This window comes from Intrasporangium sp., assembly GCF_035688975.1.
Taxonomy (GTDB): domain Bacteria; phylum Actinomycetota; class Actinomycetes; order Actinomycetales; family Dermatophilaceae; genus CALMNV01.
This window is the reverse complement of sequence record NZ_DASSMH010000071.1, coordinates 1-15,347: the sequence shown is the minus strand read 5'-3', so window position 1 is coordinate 15,347 and position 15,347 is coordinate 1. Positions and strand designations below refer to the sequence as shown.

Below are 15,347 nucleotides of genomic sequence, written 5' to 3'. Positions count from 1 at the left end.
GATATGCCGGCATCCGGCAGACCTACCTGCAGAGCATCCGGACCCTTTCGCGACTCACCGACTTCGCGGGGTACACGCCCCGGGGGCACTCGGAGCGGGTCGCCGAGCTGTCCGTAGCCGTCGGCAGGCAGCTGGGGCTGCCGGGCCGGGAGCTGGTCGACCTCGAGTATGCCGCGCTGCTGCACGACATCGGCCAGGTGGCGCTCGTCGAGCCCATCCCGGGCGGGGCCACCGTGCTCGCGGCCCCGGCCGACCAGCGCCGCATCGAGCGCGACACCGTCCGCATCGTGCGCGAGACGGGAGTGCTCGACGACGTCGCCTCGGTGCTCGAGCACCAGACGACCCCCTTCCGCCAGAAGCGCGAGTTCGGGGAGGAGATCCCGCTGACCAGCTGCGTGATCAAGGTCGTCAACGCCTTCGAGGACTTCCGGTCCCGGTCCGACGACGAGAGACCCGAGGAGCGGGCGATCGAGCGCATCTATCTCGGCCTCGGCTACGAGTACGACCCCCGGGTCGTGGAGGCCCTCGAGCGCGTCCTCGGCGACCGCGCCGTCAGCCGCTGACGAGGTCAGTGTTCGTCCGGGTCGCCGAGCCCCCGGGCGGCGAGGGCGTCCCCGGTGGCGCGCCCATAGGCGACCACGTGGATCACGAAGGGCAGCACGACCGCGCGGGGGCTGCGCTCGAGACCCCGCGCCCGGGCGGCGTCCCGGACGTCGTGGAAGGCGCCGGCCACCCACGGGACGCTCCGCAGCAGGATGCCCACCGTCAGGGCGACCACCTCCGGGTCGACCCAGCGGCGAAGCGGGCGCGCGCCGGTCGCCACGGCGTCGAGCATCCGATCGACCGGGGTGGTGGCGGTGAGCAGGCCGGCGGCGAGGAAACAGCTCGCCAGCCCCAGCACCACGCGGGCCGCCTCGGCCAGGTCGTGGCTCCACCACTGGACCGCCCCGAGCACGACGAGCACGGCCGCGAGCGGACGCAGCGACGTGACCAGGCGGCGCAGGCCCAGCCCGGAGGCCACGTGGACCCCGACGAGGAGCGCGAGCAGCGTCGCCGCGGCGCGCCAGTCGGGAAGCCGGTAGGCCGCCGCCCCCACCGCGAGCACGCCCAGCGCCTTGGGCGCGAAGGGCGCCCGGTGCAGGGCGGACGTGCCGGGCACGTGGGCGCGGAAGAGCCCGCCGTCCCGGCTCACGGTCGCGCCCTCATGGCCGGGCTGAGGGGGGCGCGCACCGGGACCGGTAGTGCGCCACCGCCCTGGCCGGGCTCCCGTCGAAGACGACGCGGCCGGCGTCGATGACGAGCGTGCGCTCCGCCTCGAGCGCGAGGTCGAGGTCGTGGGTCGCGAGGACGACGCGCTGGGGCAGCGAGGCCAGGGTGGCGCGCAGCAGCAGGGTGTTGCGCAGGTCGAGCAGCGTGGACGGTTCGTCGAGGACGAGGATGTCCGGCTCGGCCGCGAGCACCGCGGCCAAGGCCATGAGCTGCCGCTCGCCACCGGAGAGGTCGTAGACGCTGTGGTCGGCGATCGCGCCCAGCCCGAAGCGGTCGAGCACCGCCTGGGCCGCCGCTCGGCGCGCGCGGCGGTCCCGATGCGACCGGCGCAGGGAGAGCTCGACGTCCTCGCGTCCGGTGGGCATGACGAGCTGCGAGAGCGGGTCGGTGAAGGCGAACGCGACCTGCCGGCGGACCGCGGCGCCCTGTCCCACGGTGTCCCGGCCGTCCACGAGGACCCGGCCGTGGGTCGGGCGAACGAGCCCGTTGAGCAGCCGCAGCAGGGTCGACTTGCCGGAGCCGTTCGCGCCGACGACCGAGACCCGGTCCTCGGTCAGCTCCAGGAACGGCACGTCGAGCAACCGCCGTGAGCCGCCGTCGGCGACCGGCACGTCGACGGCGACACCCTCCAGCCGGATCGCGGGCACGGGGGACGGATGCGCCCGTTCAGGCGCTCACCGGGCGCCGCGGACGAGGATGTCCGGGAAGGCCCGGTGCACCGCGGAGGCGGCGAACGCGGCCACGACGTTCTTGAGGACGTCGCCGGGGTAGAAGGCGAGGTCGATCGTCGCCGCCGCCCCCAGCGAGAGGTGCCCGTTGACCGCCATGCCCACGATGCCCAGCGGGTGCACGACCAGCACCGACGTCAGCATCGCGGCGAGGAACAACAGGGGAACCCATCGGGAGGACCGGGCCCGTCGCACCACCGCCCGGGCGGCGAGGCCCACCACGAGCGCGGCGACGACGAAGGCCACGAGGTACCCGGCGGAGGGGCCCGCGAGGACCTGCAGGCCCGACGCGCCCTTGCTGAACACCGGGAGGCCGACGAAGCCGAGCACGAGGTAGAGCAGCACGGCCAGGACGGCGCGAACCGGGCCGAGGACGAGCCCGGTCAGCATGACGGCGAGGGTCTGCAGCGTGATCGGGACGCCGAGCCCGCCGACGGGGATGCCGGGCACCACCGCCGCGGCGACGAGGAGGGCCGCGAAGACCGCCACGAGGGCGACCGAGCGGGGCTCGGGGGCCGTCGCGCGGGCCGACGACGGGTGCGGGGCACGGGTCGCGTTCTCGATCACGCGTGGACTCTAGCCGCCTCGTCCCGCAGGCCTCTGGCTAGGGTGAGGCAATGCTCGCTGCGTATGCCGCCGCCCTGTCCCCGGCCGACCCGCTGTCCGGCCTCGTCGTCGACGACCGCCCCGCGCCCGAGCCCCGTCCGGGCTGGTCCGTCGTCACCCTGCGCACCGCGGGCCTCAACCACCACGACGTGTGGTCGCTGCGCGGCGTCGGCCTCTCCGCGGACCGCCTGCCGATGATCCTCGGCTGCGACGGCGCGGGCGTGGACGAGCAGGGCAACGAGGTCATCGTCCACGCCGTCGTCCCCTCGGAGGGATGGCGCGGGGACGAGACCCTCGACCCCCGGCGCACGCTGCTGTCCGAGCTGCACGACGGGACCCTGGCCGAGCAGGTCATCGTGCCGACCGCCAACCTCGTGCCGAAACCGGCCGGGCTGTCGTGGGAGGCCGCGGCCTGCCTCTCCACCGCCTGGCTCACGGCATACCGGATGCTCTTCACCAACTCGGGCGTGCGCCCCGGTGGCACCGTGCTCGTGCAGGGTGCGGGCGGCGGCGTCGCCACGGCCCTCATCCAGCTCGGCTCCGCCGCCGGCTACCGCATGTGGGCGACCTCCCGGGACGAGGCGCGCGCGGAGCGGGCGCTCGGCATCGGCGCCGCCGCCGTGTTCGGCTCGGGGGAGCGGCTGCCCGACCGGGTGGACGCGGTGATGGAGACCGTGGGCGCCGCGACGTGGTCGCACTCGATCAACTCCCTGCGCCCCGGTGGCAGCGTCGTCATCTCGGGGGCGACGTCGGGCGACGCCCCGCCCAAGGCGGAGCTGACGAAGATCTTCTTCAAGCAGCTGCGCGTCATCGGCTCGACGATGGGCACGAGGGAGGAGCTCAGGCACCTCGCCAGCTTCGTCGTGCAGCAGCGGATCGAGCCGGTCATCGACTCCGTGCTGCCCCTCGCCGAGGCCCGTCAGGGCTTCGCCAAGATGGTCGAGGGCGACGTCTTCGGCAAGGTCGTCTTCACGATGCCGTGACCGCCACGGTGACCGAGCGGCCGTCGCCGGACGGCGGGTCCGGCACCCCGGCGAGCCCCTCGGACCACAGCGCCGCCTCCAGGCGCGCCGTGACGCGGCCGAGCGCGTAGGGCCCGTCTGCGCCGAGCACCACGCTGTCCGGGCCGACGTCGGCGGTGGCCCTGGCCACGGCGTGCAGGGCCACGGCGACCGCCCTGCCGACCGCCGCCCGGCGGGCGTCCGGCACCGCCGGGGGGATGCCGACCCGCTGGGACAGTGCCGTGCCGGGCTCGATGCCTAGCGCCGCGCGGACCGCCTCCACCTGCCCGTGGCCGAACCAGTCCTCGGCACCGGCCCGGACGAGGTCCCGGCCGCCCGGCAGGCTCGCGTCGGGTCGCTCCACGACGAGCTCCCCGAGGCCGCGCACCACGGCGACGGGGACGTGCGAGGCCTTGCCCTTGACGAGGTCGGCGGCGGCCGCGATCTCGTCGGCCACGGCTCGCGTCGTCACCTCGAGCGCCCTGCCGTCGGCGTCCACGCCGCCGCGCAGGTCCTCCAGCACGTGCAGGCCCCACGCGCCCAGCGCGAAGTCCACCTGGCCCACCCGCCACGGCCGTCCAGCCGTGTCCGAGAGGATGACCCCGAGCTCGACCCCGTGCCGGGCACGCAGCGCGTCGTGCAGCTCGCGGCAGACTCCGTCGGGGTCCCGCGGCAGCACGAGCCAGCCGCCCCGAGCGCCGGTGTTGCTCCCGTCGACCCCGGCGGCGGCCATGACCGGTCCGGCCTTGGCCCGCACGACCCGCGTCACTCGTCCCGGCAGCGAGCGCTCGGCGACGACGTAGTCGGTCTCCGCGGCCACCACGCGGTCCTTGTCGAGGTCGTCCACGACGAGGCCGAGGGCCTTGGACGCGATCTTGCTCGAGACGACGACGACGTCGCCGGGCTCGAGCCGCAGCCCCGACGCGGACAGCCCGCCCTCGATGAGGTCGGCGAGGTCGTCACCGTCGGTCACCTCCGGTATGCCGTGGAGCGGCGTGACCGAGACCCGACCGTTCACGCCCGGCCCCCGGCCTGCTGGAGGGACATCGCGAGCTCGAGGGCGGCACCGGCGAGGTCCGCGCTGGCCTCGGGCGAGGACATGAGCAGCGGCCGGTGCAGGACCCGTGGGGAGGCGGCGGACGACATGGGGTCCGCCTCGTCCACGAGCCAGCCGTCGAGGAAGTCGGCGTAGAGGCCGGCCACGGCGGCGCTCGTGCTCTCCAGGCCGATGGCCCGCAGGCACGCGTCGGCGTGGCCTCGCACCGGCCGTCCGGCCACGAGGGGGGAGACGCCGACGACCGGGGCTCGCGTGCCCCGCAGCGCGTCGCGGACCCCCGGCACGCCGAGGATGATGCCGATGGACACGACGGGGTTGCTCGGCGGCAGCAGCACGACGTCGGCAGAGCGCAGCGCGTCGAGGACGCCCGGGGCGGGCGCGGCCCCGTCGAGCCCGGCGACGACGAAGCGCTCCGCCGGCACCCGTGCCTGGTGGCGCACCCACCACTCCTGGAAGTGGATCGCCCGCCGGCCTTCCCCGTCGGCGGCGACGACGACGTGCGTCTCGACGGGCGTGTCGGTCATGGGCAGGAGCGTGACGCCCTGCTCGTCGAGCCCCCAGCGAGCCGCCAGGCGCGAGACGACCTCGCTCAGCGGCATACCTTGTCCGAGCAGCTGGGACCGGAAGACGTGGGTGCCGAAGTCCCTGTCGCCGAGGGTGAACCACTGCGGCGTCGCGCCGAGGCGCGCCAGCTCGCCCGCGACGTGGTGGGTGTCGTCGGCGCGTCCCCACCCCTGCGCCTCGTCGATGCCGCCACCCAGCGTGTAGAGCAGCGTGTCGATGTCCGGGCACACCCGCAGGCCGAAGAGGGTGATGTCGTCGCCCGTGTTGCCGACGACGGTCAGCCGCGTGCCGGCGAGCTGTGGGGTGCGGCGCAGGTGGGCGAGCAGACCGCGCAGGAAGCGCGCCCCGCCCACCCCCCCAGCCAGGGCGGTGATGTGCATGCCTGCATCCTCTCAGGGACGGTTATCGCGCGGTCGCGCGCGAGGCCCGGGCGGCCGCCGTCCGGACCATTAGCAGAGCCCGGCTTGACGCGAAGGGTATGACACGCATGTAATTTCACTACTGTTCTCGTCAGTGCGCGACCGCCAGGCCGTGGCTCCGCTGGCCAGGACCGGGCCGGTAACTCAAGCATCTGGGTCGAGGAGGCGTCATGCACGAGGTGGTGATCTTGTCCGACGCGCTGGACGAGGCCGAGCTGTCCTGGCAGGAGCGCTCGCTCTGCGCACAGACCGATCCGGAGGCGTTCTTCCCCGAGAAGGGCGGCTCCACGCGCGAGGCGAAGAAGGTGTGCGTCGGCTGCGAGGTGCGCCAGGAGTGCCTCGAGTACGCCCTCGCGCACGACGAGCGCTTCGGCATCTGGGGCGGGCTGTCCGAGCGCGAGCGGCGCAAGCTCAAGAAGCGCGCCGTCTGAGCGCCATGGCAGCCCGCTGCCTCCGCCCGGGTGACGGTGCCCGACCGGGCAGGGCGACCTGGTGACCGCCGGGACCACCCTGCCCCCCTCTCCTCCCGCGCCCGGGGGAGGAGGCGAAGCCCGTCCCCGCCCGGCGCCGGCCGCCGCTCCGCTCGTCAGCGCCGTCCTCGTCGTGCGCAACGGCGCCACGTGGCTCGCCGAGTGCCTCGATGCGCTGGGGCGCCAGACCCAGCTCCCGGCGCGCGTCGTCGTCGTCGACGTCGCGAGCACGGACGGCTCGGCCGCCATCCTCGCGGAGCACCGGGCGCTGCGGCATGCGGTCCGTGACGTGCGCGTCGTCCGCACCGACGCCGTGCTGCCCACCGGACGGGCCATCGACGTCGGCATCGCCCAGCTGCCGGCCACCAGACCCGACGCCTCGGAGTGGGTGTGGGTCCTGCACGACGACTCGGCCCCGCAGCCCGCCGCCCTCGAGCGGCTCGTCGACGGCGTGCGCCGGTCCCAGTCGGTCGGGGTCGCGGGCCCCAAGCTCGTCGGCTGGGAGGACCCGCGACGGCTGGTCGAGCTGGGCATCCAGGTCACCCGGACCGGCCGGCGCCTCGCCTCGCCCGCCCGCGGCGAGTCCGACCAGGGCCAGCACGACGGGCGGACGGACGTGCTCGCCGTGAGCACGAGCGGCATGCTCGTCCGGCGGTCGGTGCACGCCGAGCTCGGGGGCTTCGACCCGGCCTTCGAGCACTACGGGGCGGACCTCGACTTCGGCTGGCGGGCGCAGCTCGCCGGGCACCGGGTGATCGTCGTGCCCGGCGCCGTGGTGCGCGAGGCGACGGCGGGGCGAGACGGCGCACGGCCGGGAGGCCCCGGACCCGCGGAGGTGGAGCGGCGCAGCCGCCGCGCCGCCCGGCAGGTCGCCCTCGCGCGGTGCTCGCCGGTGGCCGCGCCCTTCCTCGCCCTGTGGATGGCGCTCAGTGCGGTCGTGGCCTCGGCGACCCTCCTCGTCGCCAAGCGCCCCCGGGCGGCCTGGCGCGAGCTGGCCGACCTCGGCGCCCTGGGGCACCCGCTTGCCGTGACGCGGGCGCGCTGGCGCGGTCGGCGCAGCAAGCACCTGCGGCGCGACCACCTCTCCACCTTGTTCGTGCGACCCGGCGCGGCCGCGCGGTCCACGATCGACCACATCTCCGACGCCATGACACCGGAGGGCCGCAGGCGCCGGGACCTGCCCGTGGCCGCGGGTCCGTCCACGGAGACCGGTCCCGTCGCGGACGAGGCGGAGTCGCTGCACGTGCTCCCCGCCTCCCTGCCGAGGCGGATCGCGACGTCCCCAGGGGTCCTCGCCGTGGCGGCCGTCCTGCTCGCCACGGCGGCCGCGTGGCGCGTGGCGATCCGGGCGGGCGGGCTGTCCGTGACCTCGAGTGGCCTGGCCGGGGGGGAGCTGCGGCCGGTCACGAGCGGGTCGAGCGGGCTCTGGCACGCGTTCGCCGACGCCTGGCACGGGGCGGGGCTCGGCTCCGCCGCCGACTCGGGGCCGCACCTCGCGGTGCTGGCCGGCCTCACGTGGGCGGCGGAGCGGCTGCCCGGGGTGGGCGAGAGCCGGTCCCCGGCCGGTGTCACCATCGCCTGGCTGCTCTTCCTCGCGCCCGCGCTCTCCGCGTGGGCGGCATACCTCGCGGGCCGCGTCGTCACCACCTCGCGGGTCACCCGCGGGCTCGCGGCACTCGCCTGGGGCACGTCCGGCGTCGTGACCACGGCCGTCCTCGACGGCCGCGTCACCGTGGTCCTCGCGCACCTGCTGCTGCCGGTCGCCGGGGCTGGCTTCGCGCTCGTCTCGCGGCGAGACGGCACCTTCACCGCGGCCTTCGCGACGGCGCTCGCCGTCGCCGTGCTCGGGGCGTTCGTCCCGCTGCTGCTCGTCGTCGCGCTCGTCGCGGCGGTCCTCCTGCTCGTCCTCGGGCCGGGGGCGCGGCGGCTGCGGGCCCTCGTCCTGCTCGTCGTGCCCCCCGCGCTCCTCGGGCCGTGGCTGCTGCGCTTCGTGGACGACTGGCGGCTGCTCCTCTCGGGGCCTGGCCTCGTCACGACGGAGGCCCCGCCGGTGCCGTGGCTGCCGCTCCTCGGCGTGCCCGAGCCCGCGCAGGGGCCGTGGGTCTGGGTGCTGGCCCCCGTCGTGGCGCTCGGCCTGCTGGGTCTCGCCGTCCGCTCCCGCAGCCGCTCGGAGGCGGTGGGCCTCGCCGCGGCCGCCGCACTGATGCTGCTCGGTCTCGCGCTGGCGGAGGCCTCCGGCCGCCTGGTGCTCGGCTCGGCGCCGACCTCGGTTGGCGTGTCCTCGCCGGCGCGCCCCTGGTCAGGGATCGGGGTCGACCTCTGGGTGCTCGGCCTCCTCGTCGGCCTGCTGGCGGGTGCCCGAGTGCCCCTCGGCCGGCTGCGCGCCCCTGGCCGGTCGTGGCGCACCGCCGTCGCGGTCCTGCTCGTGGCCCTGCCGGCCGGGTCAGCGCTGGCGCTCGCCGGGCGGTGGGGAGCCGTGGGTCTCGGGCCCACCCTCACGGTCGGCGAGGCGACCCTGCCGGCCGTGGCGGTCGAGCAGGGAGCCGGTCCGCTCGGCAACCGGCTGCTGCTGCTGCAGCCGTCCGAGCGCGTCGTCGACTTCCGGCTGCTCGGCCAGGAGCCGGGGGAGGTGCTGCGCGACCTCGACCGACCCTCTGCCGTCGACCGGCCCGACGCCGCCGGGGCGGGGTCGGCCGGCTCCGAGGACGCCGGCCTCACCGCCTCGGTGGCCAAACTCGTCGGCGGTCGCGGTGCCGAGTCGCTCGACGCGTCGGGTCTGGCCCGGCTCGGGATCGCCTACGTGCAGGTGCGCGCGGACCCCGACGCGGGGCTCCCCCGCCGCCTCGACGCCGCCGGGGGACTGACCCGACTCGGGACGAGCGAGCACGGGATGCTGTGGAAGGTCCAGCCGCTGCCGTCCGCCCCCGGGGCCACCGCCCCACCCGCGCCGTCGCGGGTGCGCCTCGTCGACGGCGCGGACCGACTGCTCGCGGCCGTGCCCATGGCCGGCCCGCACGGCGCCGTGGGGACCACCGTCCCGGCCGTCGACCCGGGCGCCCCCGGGGCCACCGGCACCCGCTACGTCGTCGTCGCCGAGCCGGCGTCGTGGTCCGCCTCGGCCCGCGTCAGCGTCGACGGCCGGGTCATCGCGCCGCTGCCGGGCCGCGAGCAGCCGACGTATGCCGTCCCCGCCGGGGGCGGCCACCTCGAGATCGACCTCGCGGCGGCGGAGCCGTGGTGGCGCCTCGCCCAGGGGGGGCTCCTGGGCCTCGTCCTCTTCCTCGCCGTGCCGTTCGGAAACCGCCGCTCGAGGAGCCGCTCATGAGCACCCTGCCGGGCATCGTCCGGGCCACCGTCGTCGCCCTGGCCGCGGCCGGGATCGTCACCGGCGCCGCGTTCCGGGGCGGGTCGGTGCAGCTCGCCGCGCCCCACGAGCAGGCCGGCCTGCCGGCCGTGTCCGACGTGCTGCTCGACGACTCCACCCTGGTGTGCCCCGGCCAGCAGCGGCTCGGCACGCAGGCCCTGCGCTCGGTCTCGGGGACCCTGCGCGTGGCCGCCGCCGCGAGTCCCGCCGCCGCCCTCGCCCCCCACGCGGTGCCCACCGGTGCCGGCACGGTGACGCTGGCCACCGGGAGGGCGGGCGCGTCGGTGGCCAGGGCCTCGGCCCGCGACGCGGTCGTGGCCGGCACGACACCGACCGCCGACCCGGTCGTCGCATCCGCGACCGGCGGCCTCGCACCCGGCCTTGCCGCCAGCCAGTCGTGGCTGCGGTCAGGCGACGACGACCGGGGACTCGCCGTGTCACCCTGCGGCGCCGCGGCGGCGGACCTGTGGTTCGTCGGCGGCGGCTCGGGCGCGTCTCGGACCGAGCGGCTCGTCCTCAGCAACCCGGGAGCCAACGCCGTCTCGGTCGCGTTCGAGGTCTTCGGGGCCCGCGGGCGCGTCGCGTCCGCGGACGGGCGCAGCGTGTCCATCGCGCCGGGCTCCCGGGCGTCGGTCTCGCTCGACGCCATCGCGCCCGACGAGCCGGCGCCCGCCGTCCACGTCATCGCGACGGGCGGCGTCGTGGCCGGGGTGCTCGACGACGCGTGGATCGAGGGCGCCACCGGCCGGGGCCTGGACGACGCGACGAGCGCGGCGTCGCCGGCCACCGACCTCGTGCTGGCCGGCCTCCACGTCGACGGCACGGCCGTGCTCCGCGTGGCGAACCCGGGCAAGGTGGAGGCCGTCGTCCGGGTGCGGGTCCTCACCGAGACGGCCTCGACGCAGCCGGCCGAGCTGCGCGCGGTCCGCGTGCCGGGGGAGAGCTCCACGGACGTGCGGCTCGCCTCCGTGCCGACGGGCGTCGCCGGCCTGCGGCTCGAGTCGACGGCACCCGTCGTGGCGGGGGCCTACGTCGAGCGCCGGGCCCGCACCGGCACCGACCGCATGAGCGACTTCGGCTGGGCTCCGGCGACGCCGGCCCTCACGGGTGTCGCGGGACTGCTCGTGCCCGGGCTCGCGGCAGTCGGGCTGCGCAGCACGCTGCTGCTCGCCGCCGGGCCCGGCGGGGCGACGGTGCGCGTCCTGGCCGGCGCCGGCGGCGCGACCCGCGTGGCGACGGTGACGGTCGGGCCCGACCGGGCGGCGCATGTCGACCTCGCGGGCGCCGACCGCGTCTGGGTGACGCCCGAGCGGGGCGACGTGCGCGCCGCGGTCTCGGTCGCCGGCGCGGACGCGGGCGGCCCCTACTTCTCGGTCGCCGCCCTCGCGAGCGCCCCGGTCACGGCCCTCGCGGTCCCCGTGCGCCAGCTGACGGACTGAGCGGCATACCGGCGCTCGCGCGGGAGGATGGTGCGCAGGGCGATGCACCGGGACGAGCTCGACGTGGGCGAGGGGACCGTGCGACGGCTCGTCAAGGAACAGTTCCCGCGCTGGTCAGGGCTGGAGGTTCACGAGGTGCCGGCTGCGGGGACGGTCAATGCGATCTTCCGGGTCGGCGACGGTCTGGCTGCCCGCTTCCCGCGGCGCGCGCACGACGTGGGGCAGGCGCGGGCAGGGCTTCGAGCCGAGGCCGCAGCGGCGCACGAGCTGGCCGGCGCGTCCACCGTGCCAACGCCGCAGCCGGTCGCCATCGGCGAGCCGGGCGTCGGGTACCCGATGCCGTGGAGCGTCCAGACCTGGCTGCCCGGGCGGGTCGCCACGGAGGAGGACCCCGCGGGTTCCATCGAGTTCGCCCTGGATCTCGCGCGGCTCATCGCCGGCCTGCGCGCCGCCGACACCCGAGGGAGACGGTTCGCTGGTGGGGGCCGGGGCGGCCACCTGCCTGACCACGACGCGTGGATGGAGACCTGCTTCGAGCACAGCGAGGGTCTGCTCGACGTGCCGCCCCTGCGGGCGATGTGGGCGCAGCTGCGGACCCTTCCGCAGGTCGATGTGGAGGTGATGTGCCACGGGGACCTCACACCGCCCAACGTCCTGGTCCGGGCGGGGCGGCTCGTGGGGGTGCTCGACGGTGGGGGGTTTGCCGCAGCCGATCCCGCGCTCGACCTCGTCGGCGCCTGGCACCTCCTGGACGACCTCCAACGAGAGGCGTTCCGGGAGGCCTTGGGGTGCACCGAGATCCAGTGGCGACGGGGCATGGCCTGGGCTCTGCACGAGTCCATGGGTCTCGTGTGGTACTACGCGCAGACCAACCCGACCATGAGCCGTTGGGGCCGGCGCACGGTGCGCCGCCTGTCAGCGGCCTGGGTCTGTCATGCGTTCGGATCGGAGCTCGGCCCGAACCTTGCCTGAGGGCCGCCGGACTCACTCGCCGAAGCCGGGATCGAGCTCCTCGGGCTCCACGCCGAGCAGCCCGGCCACCTGCTCGGTGACGATGTCGGCGACGAGGGCCGCGACGTCCCGAGGGTCGCTGACCCGGGTCTCGACGGGTCGGCGGTAGACGACGATGCGGGCCGGTCCGCTGGACGTCGCGGGATACAGGCGGCCGAGCGGCACCTCGCGGCGGTCCCACGGCGCCGGGCCGCGGGGGACGTCCTCGACCGCGAACTCGACCGCGGGGAAGGCGCGTCCGCACGTCGCCTCGAGGCGCGTCGCAGCGTCGAGGACGTAGTCGTCGAACTGGTCGCGGCGGGTCAGCATCGCCGGCACCGGTGGCCAGGCGAGCGGTCCGCGGCGGCCCCGGCCGTGTCGGTCGCGGCGGTGGGCCGGCCGCGAGCGTCCCGAGGGCGTGGCGGGCTTGGCGGTCACCTGCCCACTGTAGTTGGGCGGATCCGGAGTTTGTCGCGTCCGGAGTTCGGCGGATCCGGAGTTCGGCGGGTCCGGCGTGGTGCCGGGAGGCGCGCCCGTGCGGCGGTAGAGTCCAGCCCCGTGGGTCTGACACGGGGCTGTTCCAAGACGGGGTGCGCGCGCCCCGCCGTCGCGACTCTCACCTACGCGTATGCCGACCGCGCCGTCGTCCTCGGGCCCCTGGCGACGTATGCCGAGCCGCACACCTACGACCTGTGCCTCGACCACGCCGAGCGGATGACGGCGCCGGTGGGGTGGGACGTCGTCCGGCTCGACGGCGACTACTCCGAGCCGGCGCTCGCGTCCGACGACCTGCTCGCCCTGGCCGACGCCGTCCGCGAGCCCGCGGCCGCCCGCCGGCCGAGGCGCCCCGAGCCGGCCGGATCCGCCTCGCGCGACGAGGTCGCCGCCGAGGCCCGCTCGGGCGTCGTCGAGTCTGGACGCCGCGGCCACCTGCGCATCCTGCGCGACCACTGACCGTTAGGGTGGCGGTCGTGTCCGCCCCCCGCCTCACCGACTTCGTCAAGGCCTACGACGTGCGGGGCCTCGTGCCGGATCAGCTCTCGCCCGACGTGGCCCGGGCGATCGGCGCGGCCTTCGCGGAGGTCGTCGCGCTGCCCGACGGCCACGGCTCGGTCGTCGTGGGCCACGACATGCGCCCGTCGTCGCCGGCCCTCAGCGCCGCCTTCGCCGAGGGCGTCACCGCCCGCGGGCTCGACGTCACCCTCATCGGGCTGGCCTCGACCGACGGCCTCTACTACGCGAGCGGGTCACTCGACGCGCCCGGTGCGATGTTCACGGCGAGCCACAACCCGGCGGCATACAACGGGATCAAGCTGTGCCGCTCCGCGGCCCGCCCGGTGGGCCAGGACTCGGGGCTGGCCGAGGTGCGCGACCTCGCCCAGTGGCTCCTCGACCGGCCGGGCGGGCTCTACCCGCCCGCGCACGGGCCCGGCGTGACGACGGTCCGGGACATCCTCGGGGACTACGCCCGGTTCCTGCGCGGGCTCGTGGACCTGCGCGGCTCCCGCCCGCTCACGGTCGTCGTGGACGCGGCGAACGGCATGGCGGGCCACACCGTGCCCGCGGTGCTCGGCTCGGGCGCCGGCCTGCCCGCCCTCCCGCTCACCGTCGTCCCGTTGTACTTCGAGCTCGACGGGACCTTCCCCAACCACGAGGCCAACCCGCTCGACCCGGCCAACCTCGTGGACTTGCAGGCCGCCGTGGTGCAGCACGGCGCCGACCTCGGGCTGGCCTTCGACGGCGACGCCGACCGGTGCTTCGTGGTCGACGCCGCGGGCCGGCCCGTGTCGGCGAGCGCCGTCACGGGTCTCGTCGCCGCGCGGGAGATCGCGCGGGCGCGATCGGCGGGCGAGGACCACGTGGCGGTCGTCCACAACGTCATCAGCAGCGCCGCCGTCGCCGAGGTCGTGCGCGAGCACGGAGGCGTGCCGGTCCGCACCCGGGTCGGCCACTCCTTCGTCAAGGCGGAGATGGCCCGGGCGGGCGCGGTGTTCGGCGGCGAGCACTCGGCGCACTACTACTTCCGCGACTTCTGGTTCGCCGACACCGGGATGCTGGCCGCGCTGCACGTGCTCGCGGCGCTCGGCGAGCAGGACCGTCCGCTCGCGGAGCTCGCGGCGGGCTTCGAGCGGTATGCCGCGTCCGGCGAGGTCAACTCCACGGTGAGCGACGCCGCCGCCGTGACCGACACGGTGCGGCGGTGGGCGCTCCAGCGCGGCGCGTCCCTGGACGAGCTCGACGGGCTCACCGCGCGCGGGCCCGAGTCCGAGCCGATGTGGTGGCTCAACGTCCGGGCGTCCAACACGGAGCCGCTCCTGCGGCTCAACGTCGAGGCCGCGGACCGTGAGACCATGGTGCGGGTCCGGGACGAGGTCCTCGCCCTCATCCGTGCCGGTGCGACCGAAGGAGCGTCCCAGTGAGCGAGACCCAGCAGACCGTCGAGCCGTGGCTGCGCGAGATCCTGCGCTGCCCGCAGTGCAAGGGCATCCTCACCGACGCGACGGGCCCTGCGACGCCGGAGCTGCGCTGCATCACCTGTTCGCTCGGCTACCCCATCGACAGTGGCGTGCCGGTCCTCCTCGTCGACCTCGCGCGCCGCCTCGACGGCTGACGGCTCCAGCCGTGTTCGACGAGGCGAGGCTCGACGACGAGGAGGCCCTCGAGCGCCTCGACAGCCGTGAGACGCTGCGCGCCCTGGCGATGGCCGGGTCGCAGGTGCGCCGGTCGGTCCGGGCAGCCGCCGAGGCGGGCCTCGACCGGCTCGCCGAGCTGCGCCCGCGCGGAGTGGTGGTGGCCTCCGTGGGCGGGTCCGCCGCCGTCGGCGACCTCTTCGAGGCGGTGACCCGCCACGGCGGCACGATTCCCGTGCAGACGTGCAGCGGCGGGCTGCTGCCCGGCTGGGTCGGCGCGCTCGACCTCGTCATCGCCGTGTCGCAGTCGGGCCGGGCGGCGGGGGCGCTCGACCTCGTCGCGGAGGCGGCCCGGCGGGGTGCGTCGGTGCTCACCGTCAGCGCCCCGGACTCCCCGCTCGCCGAGCTGTCGGCCCGGGCGCGGGGCGTGCACGTGCCGATCGAGGTGCCCGACGCGTCGTCCCGCACGTCGCTGTGGGCCCAGGCCGTGCCGGTGCTGCTCGCGGCCGACGCGATGGGCCTCGCGACGGCGGAGCCGCACACGATGGACGCGCTCGCCGAGCTGCTCGACCAGCGCGCCTACGAGTCGCGGCCCTCCGCCGAGGCGGTCGTCAACCCCGCCAAGATGCTCGCCGTCGAGGTCGCCGAGTCCGTGCCCATCGTGCTCGGGTCCGGCCCGCTCGGCGGGGTGGCGGCCCGCCGGGCCAGCGCCATGTTCGGGCGGACCGGCCGGACGCCCGTGGCCGCCGGCGCCCTGCCCGACGCCGCGTCGCAGATCGTCGCGTGCTTCGACGGCCCCCTCGCCGGCGG

At 76.2% G+C, this 15,347-nt stretch carries 16 protein-coding genes; 10 read left to right on the top strand and 6 right to left on the bottom strand.

Features of this window, described 5'->3' with window-relative positions:
- Positions 1–563: HD-GYP domain-containing protein (locus VFJ94_RS07420; protein ID WP_325003563.1), on the top strand; the 563-nt coding region annotated here is incomplete at its 5' end.
- Positions 564–568: 5 nt separating this feature from the next.
- Here the strand turns inward: VFJ94_RS07420 and VFJ94_RS07415 are convergent.
- The 3 genes from VFJ94_RS07415 to VFJ94_RS07405 are packed head-to-tail and all read right to left on the bottom strand — an operon-like array spanning position 569 to position 2,564.
- Positions 569–1,192: an energy-coupling factor transporter transmembrane protein EcfT gene (locus VFJ94_RS07415; RefSeq protein WP_325003562.1), complete on the bottom strand. Its 624-nt coding sequence runs from the start codon at positions 1,190–1,192 to the stop codon at positions 569–571.
- 10 nt (positions 1,193–1,202) lie between these two features.
- Positions 1,203–1,916 carry an ABC transporter ATP-binding protein gene (locus VFJ94_RS07410; protein WP_325003561.1) on the bottom strand — a complete coding sequence of 238 codons (714 nt, stop codon included), beginning with the start codon at positions 1,914–1,916 and terminating at the stop codon, positions 1,203–1,205.
- Positions 1,917–1,943: 27 nt separating this feature from the next.
- Positions 1,944–2,564: a biotin transporter BioY gene (locus tag VFJ94_RS07405; protein ID WP_325003560.1), complete on the bottom strand. Its 621-nt coding sequence runs from the start codon at positions 2,562–2,564 to the stop codon at positions 1,944–1,946.
- Positions 2,565–2,614: 50 nt separating this feature from the next.
- Here VFJ94_RS07405 and VFJ94_RS07400 point away from each other — a divergent pair, with 50 nt between their 5' ends.
- Positions 2,615–3,586, top strand: a complete 972-nt coding sequence (locus VFJ94_RS07400) for a zinc-binding dehydrogenase (protein WP_325003559.1) — start codon at positions 2,615–2,617, stop codon at positions 3,584–3,586.
- On the opposite strand, the gene VFJ94_RS07395 is transcribed toward VFJ94_RS07400, so the two are convergent.
- On the bottom strand, positions 3,573–4,622 hold the full coding sequence (locus VFJ94_RS07395; protein WP_325003558.1) for a coenzyme F420-0:L-glutamate ligase: 1,050 nt from the start codon (positions 4,620–4,622) through the stop codon (positions 3,573–3,575). The two genes, VFJ94_RS07400 and VFJ94_RS07395, sit on opposite strands and share 14 nt — an antisense overlap.
- Entirely contained in the window at positions 4,619–5,605 is a 987-nt protein-coding gene (gene cofD / locus VFJ94_RS07390) for a 2-phospho-L-lactate transferase (RefSeq protein WP_325003557.1), read from the bottom strand. The genes VFJ94_RS07395 and cofD overlap by 4 nt, the downstream gene beginning before the upstream one ends.
- A 209-nt stretch (positions 5,606–5,814) precedes the next feature.
- Between cofD and VFJ94_RS07385 the strand changes: the two genes are divergently transcribed.
- The 4 genes from VFJ94_RS07385 (at position 5,815) to VFJ94_RS07370 (ending at position 11,889) form a co-directional block, all read left to right on the top strand.
- Entirely contained in the window at positions 5,815–6,075 is a 261-nt protein-coding gene (locus tag VFJ94_RS07385) for a WhiB family transcriptional regulator (RefSeq protein WP_325003556.1), read from the top strand.
- 61 nt (positions 6,076–6,136) lie between these two features.
- Entirely contained in the window at positions 6,137–9,439 is a 3,303-nt protein-coding gene (locus VFJ94_RS07380; protein WP_325003555.1) for a glycosyltransferase family 2 protein, read from the top strand.
- The gene (locus VFJ94_RS07375) at positions 9,436–10,917 is read left to right on the top strand and encodes a DUF5719 family protein (RefSeq protein WP_325003554.1); all 1,482 of its coding nucleotides are present in this window, start codon (positions 9,436–9,438) and stop codon (positions 10,915–10,917) included. The genes VFJ94_RS07380 and VFJ94_RS07375 overlap by 4 nt, the downstream gene beginning before the upstream one ends.
- Positions 10,918–10,959: 42 nt before the next feature.
- Complete coding sequence (locus VFJ94_RS07370) at positions 10,960–11,889, top strand: aminoglycoside phosphotransferase family protein (protein WP_325003553.1); 930 nt, start codon at positions 10,960–10,962, stop codon at positions 11,887–11,889.
- 12 nt (positions 11,890–11,901) lie between these two features.
- Here VFJ94_RS07370 and VFJ94_RS07365 read toward each other — a convergent pair whose 3' ends face one another.
- Positions 11,902–12,345 (bottom strand): metallopeptidase family protein, encoded by a 444-nt coding sequence (locus VFJ94_RS07365; protein ID WP_325003552.1) that lies wholly within the window; start codon positions 12,343–12,345, stop codon positions 11,902–11,904.
- A gap of 120 nt (positions 12,346–12,465) precedes the next feature.
- Here VFJ94_RS07365 and VFJ94_RS07360 point away from each other — a divergent pair, with 120 nt between their 5' ends.
- From VFJ94_RS07360 to VFJ94_RS07345, 4 genes are all read left to right on the top strand, one after another.
- Positions 12,466–12,861 carry a DUF3499 domain-containing protein gene (locus VFJ94_RS07360; protein ID WP_325003551.1) on the top strand — a complete coding sequence of 132 codons (396 nt, stop codon included), beginning with the start codon at positions 12,466–12,468 and terminating at the stop codon, positions 12,859–12,861.
- A 17-nt stretch (positions 12,862–12,878) separates the two neighbouring features.
- Positions 12,879–14,327: a phosphomannomutase/phosphoglucomutase gene (locus VFJ94_RS07355; protein ID WP_325003550.1), complete on the top strand. Its 1,449-nt coding sequence runs from the start codon at positions 12,879–12,881 to the stop codon at positions 14,325–14,327.
- Positions 14,324–14,518 carry a Trm112 family protein gene (locus tag VFJ94_RS07350; protein WP_325003549.1) on the top strand — a complete coding sequence of 65 codons (195 nt, stop codon included), beginning with the start codon at positions 14,324–14,326 and terminating at the stop codon, positions 14,516–14,518. The genes VFJ94_RS07355 and VFJ94_RS07350 overlap by 4 nt, the downstream gene beginning before the upstream one ends.
- Positions 14,519–14,529: 11 nt before the next feature.
- Positions 14,530–15,347, top strand: an 818-nt coding sequence (locus VFJ94_RS07345) for an SIS domain-containing protein (protein ID WP_325003548.1), incomplete at its 3' end; no start/stop codon positions are given.

Excerpts from the sequence above, each read along its gene's own strand:
- VFJ94_RS07400 (WP_325003559.1), top strand. The coding sequence starts at position 2,615 with ATGCTCGCTGCGTATGCCGCCGCCCTGTCCCCGGCCGACCCGCTGTCC.
- cofD (WP_325003557.1), bottom strand. The coding sequence starts at position 5,605 with ATGCACATCACCGCCCTGGCTGGGGGGGTGGGCGGGGCGCGCTTCCTG.
- VFJ94_RS07385 (WP_325003556.1), top strand. The coding sequence starts at position 5,815 with ATGCACGAGGTGGTGATCTTGTCCGACGCGCTGGACGAGGCCGAGCTG.
- VFJ94_RS07375 (WP_325003554.1), top strand. The coding sequence starts at position 9,436 with ATGAGCACCCTGCCGGGCATCGTCCGGGCCACCGTCGTCGCCCTGGCC.
- VFJ94_RS07370 (WP_325003553.1), top strand. The coding sequence starts at position 10,960 with ATGCACCGGGACGAGCTCGACGTGGGCGAGGGGACCGTGCGACGGCTC.